Annotated in this window: 14 protein-coding genes and 1 pseudogene; 8 read left to right on the plus strand and 7 right to left on the minus strand. The window is 70.0% G+C overall.

Annotated features, from left to right (window positions below; translation table 11 throughout):
* Positions 1-38: 38 nt before the first annotated feature.
* The 3 genes from ACIBNA_RS34715 (at position 39) to ACIBNA_RS34725 (ending at position 2973) form a co-directional block, all read left to right on the plus strand.
* Positions 39-1052, plus strand: a complete 1014-nt coding sequence (locus tag ACIBNA_RS34715) for an ABC transporter permease (protein ID WP_399169152.1) — start codon at positions 39-41, stop codon at positions 1050-1052.
* Positions 1049-1885 (plus strand): ATP-binding cassette domain-containing protein, encoded by an 837-nt coding sequence (locus ACIBNA_RS34720; RefSeq protein WP_399169153.1) that lies wholly within the window; start codon positions 1049-1051, stop codon positions 1883-1885. Before ACIBNA_RS34715 ends, ACIBNA_RS34720 begins: the two co-directional genes overlap by 4 nt.
* 68 nt (positions 1886-1953) lie before the next feature.
* Positions 1954-2973, plus strand: coding sequence for a LacI family DNA-binding transcriptional regulator (locus tag ACIBNA_RS34725; protein ID WP_399169154.1), 1020 nt, complete (start codon positions 1954-1956; stop codon positions 2971-2973).
* Between the two features lie 48 nt (positions 2974-3021).
* Here ACIBNA_RS34725 and ACIBNA_RS34730 read toward each other — a convergent pair whose 3' ends face one another.
* From ACIBNA_RS34730 to ACIBNA_RS34745, 4 genes are read right to left on the minus strand one after another with little or no spacing between them, the layout of a single operon-like run.
* Positions 3022-3636 carry a GTP-binding protein gene (locus ACIBNA_RS34730; protein ID WP_399169155.1) on the minus strand — a complete coding sequence of 205 codons (615 nt, stop codon included), beginning with the start codon at positions 3634-3636 and terminating at the stop codon, positions 3022-3024.
* Positions 3584-4027, minus strand: a complete 444-nt coding sequence (locus ACIBNA_RS34735) for a DUF742 domain-containing protein (RefSeq protein WP_399169156.1) — start codon at positions 4025-4027, stop codon at positions 3584-3586. Before ACIBNA_RS34735 ends, ACIBNA_RS34730 begins: the two co-directional genes overlap by 53 nt.
* Before the next feature lie 49 nt (positions 4028-4076).
* A complete protein-coding gene (locus ACIBNA_RS34740) occupies positions 4077-4553 on the minus strand; it encodes a roadblock/LC7 domain-containing protein (protein ID WP_059422253.1) in 477 nt (158 codons plus the stop codon).
* Positions 4534-7080, minus strand: a complete 2547-nt coding sequence (locus ACIBNA_RS34745; protein ID WP_399169157.1) for an ATP-binding protein — start codon at positions 7078-7080, stop codon at positions 4534-4536. Before ACIBNA_RS34745 ends, ACIBNA_RS34740 begins: the two co-directional genes overlap by 20 nt.
* A gap of 520 nt (positions 7081-7600) precedes the next feature.
* On the opposite strand from ACIBNA_RS34745, the gene ACIBNA_RS34750 reads away from it, so the two are divergent.
* The 3 genes from ACIBNA_RS34750 to ACIBNA_RS34760 are packed head-to-tail and all read left to right on the plus strand — an operon-like array spanning position 7601 to position 9540.
* A complete protein-coding gene (locus ACIBNA_RS34750) occupies positions 7601-8761 on the plus strand; it encodes a substrate-binding domain-containing protein (protein ID WP_399169158.1) in 1161 nt (386 codons plus the stop codon).
* A gap of 54 nt (positions 8762-8815) precedes the next feature.
* Positions 8816-9163, plus strand: coding sequence for a hypothetical protein (locus ACIBNA_RS34755; protein ID WP_399169159.1), 348 nt, complete (start codon positions 8816-8818; stop codon positions 9161-9163).
* Between the two features lie 26 nt (positions 9164-9189).
* Complete coding sequence (locus tag ACIBNA_RS34760; protein WP_399169160.1) at positions 9190-9540, plus strand: hypothetical protein; 351 nt, start codon at positions 9190-9192, stop codon at positions 9538-9540.
* Positions 9541-9707: 167 nt separating this feature from the next.
* On the opposite strand, the gene ACIBNA_RS34765 is transcribed toward ACIBNA_RS34760, so the two are convergent.
* Together ACIBNA_RS34765 and ACIBNA_RS34770 are read right to left on the minus strand one after the other, a co-directional pair.
* Positions 9708-10646: a D-alanyl-D-alanine carboxypeptidase family protein gene (locus ACIBNA_RS34765; RefSeq protein ID WP_399169162.1), complete on the minus strand. Its 939-nt coding sequence runs from the start codon at positions 10644-10646 to the stop codon at positions 9708-9710.
* Positions 10647-11180: 534 nt separating this feature from the next.
* A complete protein-coding gene (locus tag ACIBNA_RS34770) occupies positions 11181-12311 on the minus strand; it encodes an amidohydrolase family protein (protein ID WP_399169163.1) in 1131 nt (376 codons plus the stop codon).
* 195 nt (positions 12312-12506) lie between these two features.
* Here ACIBNA_RS34770 and ACIBNA_RS34775 point away from each other — a divergent pair, with 195 nt between their 5' ends.
* Both ACIBNA_RS34775 and ACIBNA_RS34780 read left to right on the plus strand, forming a co-directional pair.
* A complete protein-coding gene (locus ACIBNA_RS34775) occupies positions 12507-12983 on the plus strand; it encodes a MarR family winged helix-turn-helix transcriptional regulator (RefSeq protein ID WP_399169164.1) in 477 nt (158 codons plus the stop codon).
* An 81-nt stretch (positions 12984-13064) separates the two neighbouring features.
* A pseudogene (locus tag ACIBNA_RS34780) lies at positions 13065-13327 on the plus strand (IS5/IS1182 family transposase); the annotation flags it as partial.
* Between the two features lie 179 nt (positions 13328-13506).
* Here the strand turns inward: ACIBNA_RS34780 and ACIBNA_RS34785 are convergent.
* On the minus strand, positions 13507-14142 hold the full coding sequence (locus ACIBNA_RS34785) for a CDP-alcohol phosphatidyltransferase family protein (RefSeq protein WP_399169165.1): 636 nt from the start codon (positions 14140-14142) through the stop codon (positions 13507-13509).
* Between the last annotated feature and the right edge of the window lie 113 nt (positions 14143-14255).

Below are 14255 nucleotides of genomic sequence, written 5' to 3' on the forward strand. Positions count from 1 at the left end.
GAGTCGGCCGCCCTCTCATTCTCCGTCAAGGACTTCGCATGACTGCCACGTCCACGCCACCGTCCACATCCTCGCCGTACGCCGAACTCAAAACGCCCACCACGGTCCGCAGGCTGCTCACGCAACCGACCACCGGCCCGCTGGTCGCGCTCCTGCTGGCCTGTGTGTTCTTCTCCGTCTCGACCGACCAGTTCCTCACGGGTGGGAACTTTTCGCTGATCGTGCAGCAGGTCATGGTCGTCGGCACGCTGGCGATCGGCCAGACGCTGATCATCCTGACGGCGGGCATCGACCTGTCGTGCGGGGCCGTGATGGCGTTCGGCAGCATCGTGATCGCCAAGATGGCGGCCGAGGGCTCCCTGTCGCCGCTCGCCGCGATCGCCCTGGGCCTGGTCGTGTGCGGCGGTTTCGGTCTGCTCAACGGACTGCTGGTGCAGAAGATCCCGCTGCCGCCGTTCATCGTCACCCTCGGCATGCTCAACGTGGCGTTCGCTCTGACCCACATCTACTCCGAGGAGCAGACCGTCACCAGCCTGCCCGGACCGCTGACGGCCCTGGGGCAGACCTTCCCGCTCGGCAAGACCGACATCACCTACGGCTCGCTCGTCACCATCGCCCTGTTCCTCCTCCTCGCCTACGCGCTGAGCAGCACGGGCTGGGGCCGGCACGTCTACGCCCTGGGCAACAGCCAGGAAGCGGCTCGGCTGAACGGCATCCGCACCTCCCGGCTGACCATCGGCGTCTACACCACCGCAGGTGTGCTGTACGGCATCGCGGCCCTGCTGCTCATCTCCCGTACCGGAGTGGGCGATCCGCAGGCCGGACAGACCGACAACCTCGACAGCATCACCGCCGTGGTCCTCGGCGGCACCAGCCTCTTCGGCGGACGCGGCTCGGTCCTGGGCACCTTCATCGGCGTCCTCATCGTCGGCGTCTTCCGCAACGGCCTGCAACTGATGGGCGTCGCCTCCATCTACCAGACCCTGATCACCGGAGTCCTGGTGATCCTCGCGGTGACCGTCGACCAGATCTCCCGGAAGAAGGCACGATGACCGCCCTCTCCTCCCCCACCCCCGTCCTGCAGGCCCGCGGTCTGGTCAAGCGCTACGGCCACGTCACCGCCATCGACGGCGCCGACTTCGACCTGCTGCCCGGCGAGGTCCTCGCCGTCATCGGCGACAACGGTGCCGGCAAGACCAGCCTGATCAAAGCCCTCACCGGTGCTGTGGTCCCGGACGAGGGCGAGATACGCCTCAATGGCAAGCCGATCCAGTTCTCCGGTCCGCAAAGTGCTCGCGCCCATGGCATCGAGACCGTCTACCAGGACCTCGCGGTGGCGTCCTCCATGGACATCGCCTCCAACATGTTCCTCGGCCGCGAACTGCGCCGACCCGGCGTCCTCGGCAGTGTCTTCCGCATGCTGGACAAGAAGCGCATGCGCCAGGAGGCCGCCGAACACATGGCCGACCTCAAGATCGGGCTGCGTTCCCTGACGCAGGCGGTCGAGACCCTTTCCGGCGGACAGCGCCAGGCGGTTGCCGTGGCCCGTTCCGTCGCCTGGGCCCGCAGTGTCGTCGTCATGGACGAACCCACCGCCGCCCTCGGCGTCAAGGAGTCCGGACAGGTACTCGACCTCATCCGCCGCGTCCGCGACAAGGGCATGCCGGTCGTCCTGATCAGCCACAACATGCCGCACGTCTTCGAGATCGCCGACCGGATCCACGTCCACCGGCTGGGCCGGCGCGCCGCCGTGATCAAGCCTTCCGACTACTCCATGGCGGAGGTCGTCGCCATCATGACCGGCGCGCTCAGCGTCGACGAAGCCGGAGATACGGTCGTAGCGGATTCCGCAGCCGCGAAGGCCGCCGGAGTCCAGGCCACCTGACCACCCGCACTCACAGGTTTCCGGCCGAGGCCGCGGCCGGAACCGACGAGCACAGGAGACAGTCCCCCATGGCAGCGAACCGCCGCCCGACCCTTGCCGACGTCGCACGAGAAGTCGGTGTCAGCGCCAAGACCGTCTCCCGCGTCCTCAACGAGGACGGACCCGCCTCCGCGGAGACGAGGGAACAGGTCCTCGCCGCCGTGGCCAAACTCGGCTTCCAGCCGAACCTCATGGCACGCAACATCCGCGTCGGCGGGCCCGACACCACCATCGGACTGGTCATCCCCGACCTCGGCAACCCCTTCTTCGGAGCCGTGGCCCGAAGCATCGAGGACACCGTCCGCGAACGAGGACTGACCCTCCTCATGGGCTCCTCCGCGGACGACCCCGACCGCGAACGCGATCTGACCGACAAGTTCCTCGCCCGCCGCGTCAGCGTTCTGATGGTCGTGCCGTCCGTCGGCGCCGACCACTCCCACCTCAAGGCCCACCGCACCAGGGGCCTGCCCGTCGTCTTCCTCGACCGCCCGGGGGCGGGCTTGTCCACGGACAGCGTGGTCAGTTCCAACCGTACGGGCGCCCTCGACGGCGTCGCCCACCTCATCGCCCATGGCCACCGGCGCATCGGCTTCGTCGGCGACCTGCCCACCAAGCTCTACACCCGCCGTGAACGCCTCGCCGGTTACCGAGAGGCCCTCCAGGAAGCCGACATCCCCTACGACCGCTCTCTGGTCGCCAACGCTCACGACCAGCAAGGGGCCTGCGCCGTCACCTCCCAGTTGCTCGACTCGGCCGATCCCCCCACCGCTCTGTTCGCCGGCAACAACATCGTCGCCCTGGGCATCGTCACCGAACTCGCCCGCAGCAAGAGGAACGACGTCGCCGTCGTCGCTTTCGACGACGTGGAACTCGCTGAGGCCCTCGAACCGGCCCTGACGGTCGTCGCCCAGGACGCCGAGGAGATCGGCAGGACAGCTGCCACCACGGCACTGGCACGCCTCGACGGCGACCGCTCCCGCGCACGCACCATCAACGTGCCCACCCGGCTCATTGTCCGAGGCTCAGGGGAGCGCCCGGCTCCGGCGTAACGTCTGCCGGTGGGGAGTCCGGCGGGGGTGCCGAGCACGCGTTCACGTTCAGGGGGCCACGGCAGCTTCGGCCCGGGCCAGGGCGACTTCCAGTACGACCAGCAGAGCATCGCGGACCGAGCCCGTCTTCCGTGCGTCGAAGACGACCAGCGGAACGTGCTCGGCGATGTCCAGTGCCCACCGCACCTCGTCGAGGTCGTGCTCGACCTCCCCGTCGAAGGCGTTGACGGCGACCGCGAAGGGGACGTCCTTGTGCTCGAAGTAGTCCACCGCCGCGTAGCAGTCGTCCAGTCGGCGGGTGTCCACGATCACCAGACCGCCGAGGGCGCCCTCCACCAGGTCGTCCCACATGAAGCCGAACCGGTCCTGGCCCGGGGTACCGAACAGGTACAGCTTGAGCGTCGGGTCGATGGTGATGCAGCCGAAGTCCATGGCGACCGTGGTGGTGGTCTTGCCCGGAGTGTGCGTGAGATCGTCCACTCCTGCCGCGACCTCGGTGATCGCGGCCTCCGTGGTGAGCGGCCGTATCTCGGAGATCGAGCCCACGGTCGTGGTCTTGCCGACACCGAAGCCGCCGGCGATGACCAGTTTGACCGGCGTCGGCGGCTGTTCAACTGGTGTCACGGAGTGTCCCCCGTGAGTCGGGGACGGCACGAAGACCATCGATAACCCTTCGCAGTACGGAGAGATCCTGGGCGGTCCCGGCGTTCGGCCGGTGGACCGCCAGATGCCCTGCGGCACGCAGGTCCTCGGCCAGCACGCGGACCACGTTGAGGTGCAGTCGCAGCCCTGCGGCCAGTTCCGCCACCGACTGCGGCCGCCGGCAGGCCGCGATGATGTCGTGATGTTCGAAGGTGAGCGAGTGCAGGACGCAGAGCCCGGCCGAGGTCGACACGACCTGGGTCTCGACCGGGATGGGCAACGCCGCGCCGCCCCCCGACACCCGGCCTGCGGTCAGCAGGAACGGCCGGATCGCGGGGGCGCGGCCGGCGGCCGGATCCGGCGAACCCCCGGCGTGCCCCGCTGCGTCGTGTGGTGGTCCGCCGACGGCCATCACGATCCCTTTCCGAAGTGCCTGTATCCGTGCCCCGAGCGGGGGACGGTCAGCCGGCCGGGGCCGCGCCGACACTGTTCTTCAGCTCCAGCACCAGCTGGGGGGTGAGCGCGGCCCCGGCCCGGTTGGCGAAGAGAGTCATCTCGTAGGCGATGTTGCCCAGCTTCGCCTCCTTGGAGGTCACCACTCCCAGGACGGCGCCGCAGCCGATGGCCGACACCAGCACATGGCCGCCCTCCAGATCGATGATGACCTTGTTGAGGCTGCCGAGCCCGTAGTTGCCGGAGGCGCCCGCGGCGAGACTCGTCAGGCCGGACACGATCGCGGCGAGCCGCTCGGAGTCGGCGTGCTCACGCAGCTGGGAGACGGCGATCAGCAGGCCGTCGGACGACACGGCGATGGCGTCGACCACACCGGCGGTCTCCGTGGCGAACCGGTCGAGCAGCCAGGTGAAATCGGCCGCGGCGGCTCGCAGATCGGTGGGTTCCGGCCGCTCGGAACTGCTGTCAGCTGTCGACGTGGTCACTGCCGGACTCCTTCTGGGATTGCTGGTGGTGCGATGGTGCTGGTTTCGTCCGGGCGTGAGCACTGTCCTGCTCTGCCCTGCGTACGGCTGCCTCGAACTCGTCGAGCTCCGAGCGGACGGCCTCGGCGTCGGCGGGCTGCCGCACCGTCGACGCCCCCCGGTCCGCCCGCGAAGAGGTCATGGCGAGTGTCGCGCCCCGTACCCGCCGCCGCAGCGGCCGTGAGTCCTGTGCGGCACGCTGTTCGCCCGAGGCGGCCGTCCGCTCCCCGCCGGCGTCCTCGACGGTCCGTTCCGCGGTGGTCGGTCCCGCGCCGGTGCGCGTCGGCAGGCGCCGGGGAAGCGCGTCGTGCGACGAGGGGGCCGCCGACCGCTCGGTGACATCGGGGGCGGAGACCGGTAGGCGCGACGGCGCGGGCGCGGCGGTCTCCTGCCCGGTCCTCACCGGGAGCGCCGCCACGGCTCCGATCGGGCCCGTGTCCACGGGCTGCTCGGGGTCCTCGGGGTCCTCGGGGTCCTCGGGGTCCTCGGGGTCCTCGGGACTCATGGTCAGCAGGAGCGAGGCGGGGAGCCAGACTGTTGCGGTGACCCCGCCGCCCGGCGTACGGCTCAGCGACACGCGCACTCCCCACCGCCGGGCAAGACTGCCGACCGCGAAGAGGCCGAGCACCCTGGTCGGCACGAGGTCGAGCCGTTCCCGGCGCACGAGCCGGGCGTTCTCCTCGGCGAGGCGCTCCGTGCTCATGCCGAGGCCGTGGTCGATGACCTCGATCAGCGCCCCGCCGTCCTCGGTGACGTCGGTCCCGGGGCGGACGGCCACCTCGACGGGCGTGTGGGAGGGCGAGAACGCGACCGCGTTCTCCAGCAGTTCGGCGAGCATCAGCGTCAGGTCACCGACGATGTCGGGCGCGACGGTGGCCTCCGTCTCGGACCGCAGAGACACCCGCTGGTAGCCCTCGATCTGGCCGAGCGACGCCCTGATGACGTTTGCCAGGGGGGTCGGCCGGGCCTCGACGCCGGTCTCCCGGATTCCGGCGAGCAGCATCAGGCTGTCGGCGTTGCGCTGGAGGCGTACGGCGATGTGGTCGATGCTGTACAGCCGTTCGAGCAGTTCGGGGTCGGTCTCCTCGCGTTCGACGGCGTCGATCAGCATGAGCTGACGTGTCGTCAGATTGCTTACCCGTCGGCCGACGTTGCCGAACATCTCGGCGACGTTGCGCCGGCTGAGCACCTGCCGCTCCAGCAGCTGGGCGGCGGCGACCTGAACCTGGTTGAACGCCCCGGCCAGTTCGCCGATCTCGTCACGGACCGGGACCGGGATCGACCTCGGCCGCAGGGGGGTGCTGTCGGCGGACTCGTCGTCGGAGACCCGGGCGAGTTCCTCGCCCGCCACGTCGACCACCTCCTGGGCGGAGCGGGTCAGGGCCTCCAGGGGGCGCACGACCGAACGCCGGATCAGGACGCAGAAGGTCAGCCAGGCGGCGAAGCCGAGCAGGGTCAGACCAAGCAGGTAGATGGCGTTCCGCAGGGCATCCGCGGAGACGGCGTCGGCCCGGGCGGCGGTCTGCTCGATCAGCGACCTGGTGATGCCGAGTCGGGCTTCGGACTGCCGGGTCCCGTCGGCGATCGCCTTGCGGAGCTGCGTCGGCGTCTGGCCCTGCAGGGCCCCGGGATCGATCTGGAGCTCCGCGAACCGGGCTTCGACACCGTACTGTTCGGCGCCGCGCCGGATGCCGTCCATGCGCAGGACCTGCGCCGGTGTGGCGATGCCCTCGAACCGGTCCAACTGGTGGTCGTAGAGCTTGCGAGCGCCGACCGCCCGGCTGTACTCGGTGAGGGCGTTGGCGTCCCTGGTCTGGGCGGAGAACACGGCGCTCTCGAAGGCCGCGTGGGAGGCGTCGGCGCGCAGCACCGTGTCCAGGAGTGTCACGACCGAGGACGACGAGGTGCCCAAGTAGCGCCCCAGGCCGATGCCGTCGATCAGGTACTCGACCGCGGAGGCGTACGCGGGGTCGATGTTGGCGGCGGGGACATAGCCACGTTCGAGCTTCTCGCGCAGGACGCCGAGGCCGCGGATGTAGTCGAACGCCTGCGCCTCCTCAGGCGGCAGGCCGGAGGCGAACGCCGAACGCACGGCGGCGACCTGCGCGTCGGTGCTCCGCTGTGCCCGACGGTAGTCGGTGGTCGGCGGCAGCGGGACTCCGGGGCGGGCCGAGTCGTACTGCACGGAGAGCAGGAGCGCCTGCCGGTGTTCGGCCTGTATGTCGTTGATGAGCTGCGCGACCTGTTCACTGTCGCGCACCAGGTCCGCGATCCGGCCCGCGTCCCGGGCATGCTGCACCTGGCCGTAGGCGCCGACGCCGAGCAGTACGCCGACGACCGCGATGGGCGCGATCACCAGGACGTTGAGCTTACGCCGGAAGGGCCACCGGTCGAGATCGGTCGCCACCTTGCGGCGAAACCGCGGAGTCCGGCGGGCATGCCTGGGCGGGTCCGGTGCGTGCGGCGGGTTCCCTGTGGTGGCGGACACCCGGGCCTCCTTCGACGTGTTGCTGAGCGGTGACGGGGACGTCGTGTTCACGGACCGCCGACCGGCCGGCACCGGACGTGACACTTTCGCGGCCTTCATCGCTGATAGGAACGAAGAGATCGCGCCAGGTGTCTGGAACCAGCTGAGCGAGAGTATCGCCTTTACCATGACATGACAAAGTTTGGGTCATAAAGAGTCAATGACGGAATGTTTGCGAAGTATCTCCCGAGTGCAATGCTTCGCCCGATGAGGCGCTCGTCGTACTGCACACCGCTGATCGATCCACCGTGCTCAGGGCGGACGTTGACGCGGACCGACCAGTCGAACGCGCCCCTCGACTCGGGCACGCGCTGCCGCCCCGAGCCACCGCCGGGCATCACCGCCCGCCGGCCTCGCGTGCCTCTCCTCCCGTCGCCGGCCTGATCCTCACGACAGCGGCCACGCGCGGGAACCGTCGCCGACCCCACGCCCCGCCTCCCCACCCAGCCCTGCCCTCTCTTCGCACCGTGTTGGAGACCCCGTGCACCCCACCCGCAAGGCGGCCGTGACGGCCACCGCTCTCCTGGCCTCGGCCGCCATCACCCTCGCCACCGGCTGCGAGAGCGGTTCCACCACCGGCGGATCCGTCGCCGCCTCCCCCAGCGGCTCGTCCAGAGCCGGCTGCCCCACCGCCCTCGCCGAGGCCAAGCGGGCCGTCAATACGGCCGAGGACGTCAACGCCCCCTGGTCCGGGCCGACCAGCGGGCCCCGAGCCGTCCCCGACAAGACCATCGTCTACATCGCCCAGACCCTGACCAATCCCGGCGTGGCGGGCGTCGCCAAGGGCGTCCGGGAAGCCGCCGGCGTCATCGACTGGCGTGTCCGCACCCTCAACGGCCAGGGCACGCCCGCCGGAATCAAGGCCGCCTTCGCCGAGGCCCTGGCCCTCAAGCCCGACGGCATCGTCATCGGCGGCTTCGATCCCACCTCCACCGCCGCACAGGTCGAGCAGGCGACCGCGGACGGCATCCCGCTGATCGGCTGGCACGCCGTCGCGGCTCCCGGCCCCAGTGAGAATCCGAAGCTGTTCAGCAACATCACCACCAGGGTCGAGGAGGTCGCGAAGATCAGCGCCGATTGGATCATCGCCCGGTCCAACGGTCGCGCGGGCGTCGTCCTGTTCACCGACGCCTCGATCCCCTTCGCCAAGCGCAAGTCGGATCTGATCAAGAAGGAACTCGCCACCTGCTCCGGCGTCGAGCTGCTGAGCTACGAGAACGTCCCCATCCCGCAGGCGGGCAGCCTCACCACCAAGAGGGTCTCCTCCCTGGCCTCCCGCTTCGGCGACAGGTGGACCCATTCCGCCGCCATCAACGACCTGTACTTCGACCACGCGGGCCACGCCCTGCGTGCCGCAGGCAGGCAGGGCGACGGCGCCCCGTTCAACATCGGGGCCGGTGACGGCGACCCCTCGGCCTTCCAGCGCATCAACGGCAAGGAGTTCCAGGCCGCCACCGTGCCCGAACCGCTGTCCGAACAGGGTTGGCAGATCATCGACGAGTTCAACCGTTCCTTCGCCGGCAAGTCGGCCAGCGGATACGTCGCCCCCGTCCACGTCACCACCGCCGCCACCAGCGGCGGCGCACTGTCCTGGGACTCCGAGGGCTACCGCGAGGCTTACCGCAGGATCTGGGAGAAGTAGACACGTAGCACACCGACGACCGGCTGGACCCGTTCACCAGTGGGGCCGGCCGCGGTGGCACTGCCCGGGGCACTGGGCCAAAGGCCGGACCTGTCGTTCCTGTCGGAGGTCCGCCCGCGCTGCGGCGGGCGTCTCCAGGCGCCGACCTGCGGGCCGATCGACGAAGTGGGCCACCGCAGTGGGCATCCACCTGGCCGACGTACGATCCTGCGGCAGGGCACCAAGTCCCCCTCGCAGTACGACCTGGGCACCCACAAGCTGAGCAACGGCCGCAACGACATGGGCATGGACCCCGGAAGCTCGTACATGGGCCTCAACTACGACCGGCCCGGCACCGGCACCGGCACCGAGCCCCTTGTGGGCAATTCCCGCGGCACGTACGCCTGCCCGGCCAACCGCTGACAGCCACTTCCGGAGATGATCACCGCATGACCGCACCAGACCGCAACGCCCCGGACCCCAGCCGCGTCCTGCGCAGGGCCGGGCTGCTCGGCTCGCTGCTGGTCGCCGCGCTGGCCGGCGTGCTGTGGCTCGGCGCCGATGTCGTCGGGACCCGTGAGTGCATGGACCATGCGTACGGCCTCGGGGTCGAGGGCGGCGGCTCCACCATGACGGAGAGGGGGTGCGAGGTCACCGTACCGACCACCACCATGGGTCCGGTGACTGCTGCGCTGCCCACCCTCGACGAGCCGCTCGCGGCCACCGCCCTGATCGTGGGCATCGGCAGCGCCGTCCCGCCCATGGTCTGCCTCTGGCTGGCAACGCACCGCCCACGCTGAGGGGAGTACCAGCACGTCGTAGTACGGGCCATCTCGAGGGCGCCTGCGTGGTGGCGGCGGGGGCAGGTTCTGAACCTGGGGCCTGGGTGTGAGCCCAGCGAGCTACCGAGGGTGCTCCTGCCCGCGCCGGTACCCACCAGCGTTCTTCGAGTGCGCGTCAGCCCACGTCAGTCCCTCTGTGCGCCCGTCGGCAGGGTGCGCAGCCGCATGGTGCTCGCCGAGCTGGTGCCGAAGGCGTAGTCCAGCAACTTGGCGGCGTCCGTGTAGCGGTACTGGTCGTTGAGGAGCACGCCGATGACCGTCTTCTCGTTGCGGGTCGCGGCGAAGACGAGGCAGGGGCCGGACGGCGTGTTGGTGCCCGTCTTCACCCCGATCGCGCCGCTGTATGAGCCCAGCAGCTGGTTGGTGTTGTACCAGGTGTACGTGCGGGTGCCGCCGGTGCTCGTCGTCGCGTACTGCACGGTCTTCGGCTTCTTCACGATGCCCGCGAACGTCGAGTACTTCATCGCGCTGCGCGCGAGCTTGGCGAGGTCGCGCGGCGTCGTGTAGTTCGTGTTCTGCGTCGAGTTGCCGTCGAACGAGTCGAAGTGCGTGTTGGTCAGGCCCAGGGTGTCCGCCTTGGCGTTCATCTTGCTGATGAACGACTTGGTCCGCGCCGAGATGGTCGTACCGGTGCCGAAGGTGTCCGCGAGGGCCATCGCGGCGTCGCAGCCGGACGGCAGCAGCATCGCATGGAGCAACTGGCGGATGGTGACCTTGTCGCCGGTCTTGAGATCCGCGGTGCTCGCGCCCTTGGCAGTGACGTAGTCCCGGTAAGCCTGCTTGATGGTGACCTTCCGGTCGAGGTTCAGGTCGGGGGTGCTCAGCACGACGCGAGCCGTCATGATCTTGGTGGTGCTCGCCATGGGCCGCTTGGTGTCGGCGTACTTGCTGTAGAGCGTGGAGCCCGTCGCGCTGTTGAGCATGAACGCGCCCTTGGCGCTGACCGAGGGCGCGGTCGCCGCCTGCGCGGGCGCGGTCAGGGCGCCGCCCGCGAGCAGCGCGCCGGTGGCGCCGGCGACAGCTGCGGCTCTGCGGATACGTACGCCCTTGATGCCGGTTATCACTATGAACGCTCCGAGTGTGCCAAATGTCAGATGGCATGTGCGAAATGAAGCGGGGGGAGGCCCTAAGGAGACTCGCGGGGGACACCGAGGGTTGTACGGCGGGCGGAAGTAATTCCGGGAGGTCTGCGAGCGGCCGCTGCGGCGGAGGCCACCCGGACCTGACAGGTCCGAACCCTGTAGACCGGGGCAAGTACAGATCAAAGATCCATTTGATTACGGAGCGGACCGGCCTGTCCCGCATCGCCCGCAGGGGCATCGAGACCTCGCAGTGACTCGGCCGTTTCGTCCGAGGGTTCGTTCTTGCGGCTGTCGGCGCGGTGGGCCAGGCCCTGCCCGACGGAAGTCGCGCCCAGCCGGACAAGCATCACCGTTTGAAGTCTGGCGGATGCCCAAGTGGCGCAAAGCGCCATCGACGTGCGGGCGGATCCTGTGGGCTCAGGACCGAGCACCCGGTGCCGGTGCTCGCGGGGCTGGGCCGACGGCACATGTATGCGCCGTCGGCCCAGCCACACTCCTTACCTGCTGCCTTCTTGATCAGAGGTTCAGCAGGTGCGCCGCGTTGCGGTGTGCGATGCGTTCGAGGTCGGCACGGGAGAACGGCGCTGAGCGGAGGAACTCGACCGCCTCGGCCGTTGATTCGTAGGGGTAGTCGACGGCGAACAGCAGCCGGTCGGCGCCGATGGCGTGGACGGCTCCGAGGAGGGCCGCGTGGGAGAAGACGCCGCTGGTGGTCGCGTAGAGGTTGTGCCGCAGGTAGTGGGAGGGCAGTTGCCGTGGCCTGCTCTTGGGATCGGCCTGGTGGTAGCGGCTGTCGAGCCGGGCCAGCTGGAAAGGAAGCAGTTCTCCCATGTGCCCCAGCGTCACCGAGGCCCCGGGGAACTCGTCGAACACTCCACCGTAGATCAGGCGAAGTGCGTGGGCGCCGACCTGCGCTGTCCATCCCCAGGACGGCCCGCTCAGCACGGGATGCCCCTGGAACACCCGCCACTGATCGGCGGGGAAGAGCGCGGGATGGATGTAGAGCGTCACGCCGAGCCGTTCAAGTTCGGCCCACACCGGCCGGAACTGCGGCTCGTCGAGGTAGTGGCCTAGAACGTGGTCGTTGTGCAGGACTCCCTTGAGGCCGAGTTGCTCCACCGCCCGGCGCAGTTCGACCACGGCGGCCTGCGGGTCCTGCAACGGCAGGGTGGCGAAGCCGGCGAACCGTGTCGGGTGGGCGGCGACCACTTCGGCCAGGCGGTCGTTGACCCGGCGGGCCGTGGCCACGGCCTCGGAGGGGTCCTCGATGGCCTCCACGCCGGGTGAGGTGAGCGACAGGACCTGCATGTCCACCCCATGCTCATCCATGTCCGCCAGCCGCAACTCCGTGAAGTCGGCGAGCCGACGCCCCCACTCCTGCCCCCAGCCGGCAGGCATACGGGCCTCGCCCGGCCACGGGATCAACTCCGGAACGGAGAACGCCTCTTCGACCGCGATCACCTTCATGCCGCGCCCCGGGCGGCCGGCGGCGGTCCCGGCCGACGCGGAGGTGGCGGCCTGGGCGGCGGCGGGCGGGGCCGTGAGGGCTGCCGTGCCGGCGGTGGCGCCGGCTGCGGCGGCCAGCAGACGCCGCCGCGAGGTGGCCGCGACGAGGGGGGATTCAGACGATCCTGTCGTCATCGTCATGCCTTTCCATCGGTTTACGGGAATCAGGGGCATGGGTCGGGCGGTGGAGATGCCTCAACCATTAGGTAACCTACTCGTAGGCTACCTAATGAAGGGTTGTCCCGGAAGCTCCGGTGATGTTGGGCACCAGACCTGACCGGCTTACGATCGGCAGACCGCGCCAAACCGACCGCCCCACCGTGAAAGCAGAACCACATGCCCTCCTCCCCGCCTGAACCCGAGCCGCTCATCCGGCTGCTGTGGCGCGCACACAACTGGTTCCGAGCCGCCCTGACCACTGCGTTCGAGGCACAGGGAGACGGGTCGGCCATCAGTGCGGCACACGTGACCCTGCTGAGTCAGCTCCCGTCGGAGGGGGCGAGCATCGCCGAGCTGGCTCGGCGTCTGGGCGTCAGCGCCCCGACTGCGCACCAGTGGGTCCATGAACTTGTCGCCATGGGCGTGGTGACCGTCGAGAGCGATCCGCACTCCGCCCGGTCGAAGCTGGTGCTCCTCTCGGCGGCCGGCGTCCGGCGCCGCGCTGAGACGATGCAGATGCTGGCCGGGCTCGAAGCCGCGCTCGCCGGGCGCGTCGGTGCGGATACCGTCACCGCACTTCGGGCCGCACTGGAGGAACCATGGGGATCTCCGGAATCGGCGGTAACGGAACTCCCCGGCCCTTCCACCACGTAACGCTGTTGGCTCCCGGGCGCAGTGGCCAGCTCCTCCCAAGGCAGCAGGCGCAGGGCCACTGCACGCGGACCGCATGACTGGTCCGGCACGAACGAGCACGACAGCCAGGCCATGGAACGTCTGCGGAATCCCTGCCGCCCCGCTCCCGCCGCGGTCCGCGCCGACGCCGGCCGGCCAAGCTCCACGCCGACAAGGGTTACGACTACGACCACCCGCGTCGTTGGCCCCGCAAACCCGGCGTCACCCGCAAGGACATGGAGTCCTCGAGCCGCCTGGGCCGCCACCGCTGGACGATCGAACGCACCGCCTCCTGGCCGGCCGGATGCCGCCGCCTGCACCCTCGTCTGCTTCCGCTGGCTCACCAAATGACATGGCCAGCCCCCTGGCCCGGAAGATCAAGGACCATGTGGCGTTCTGGCGGGGCCTACGCGTGGAGGGCACGCCGGAGCCGGACGCGCCGGAGGACGGCGGGAAGTGACCAAGGCGGTCAGCGGCGGGTGAGGTGCCGGAGGGCGACGACGGCCTAAAGGGCGGCGGCCGGCCGCAGCAGGACGGGGCGGGGCCGTTCGGGCATGGCGCCGCGGCGCAGTGCGAGGCCGGTGACGGTGACGACAGGGAGCGCCCAGGAGGCGACCGCCGCCATCCGCACGGCGCGGCTGGGTTCGTGGCGCAGAGTGAGCCACGTCCAGTAGGCGGCATCGGCGAAGGTGTCGGCGTACTCCCCGAAGGGGGAGGTCGTGCCCTGCCGGCGGGCGAGGCGTCCGTCGGCGAGATCCAGGCCGATCGCCAGCACTCCGGAGGCACGGCCGGCCCCGCCGGGCAGGGCGGGGAGGTTGGCGCGCATCAGCGTCAGCAAGTCTGCCGTGGCAAGGCGGGTGCGGTGCTCCAGCAGCCCCAGGTGCAGGACGGCCAGGACCCAGCCAGCGGCCACCCAGCGCCGTCCGGGCCGCCTGCCCGCCGCCAGCAGGTACATGGCGCCGTGCAGGGCGGTGAGCTCGGCCAGGGCCCGCGGGCGCCGGACGGCCTGGATCAGCGACCGGCGTGCGGCGTGCCCGAGGAAGCGCACGACGGCGGCCGGGGCGAGGTTGTGTTCACGCAGACCGGCCAGCAGTGCGTTCGTGGCGGCGCGGCTGTCGGCCATGTCGGATACGGGCTCCACGCTCCTCCGTTCTCCACCGGGTGATGGCGCTCAGGGTAGGGGCCGACGCGCCGGGAGGAAGGTGAGCGCGCTCACTGATCGGCGGGGATGACCGGCCTAGGGTCTGTCGTTTG

The sequence above is a fragment of the Streptomyces sp. NPDC050164 genome (genome assembly GCF_044459945.1).
In the GTDB taxonomy this organism is placed as follows: domain Bacteria; phylum Actinomycetota; class Actinomycetes; order Streptomycetales; family Streptomycetaceae; genus Streptomyces; species Streptomyces coeruleorubidus_A.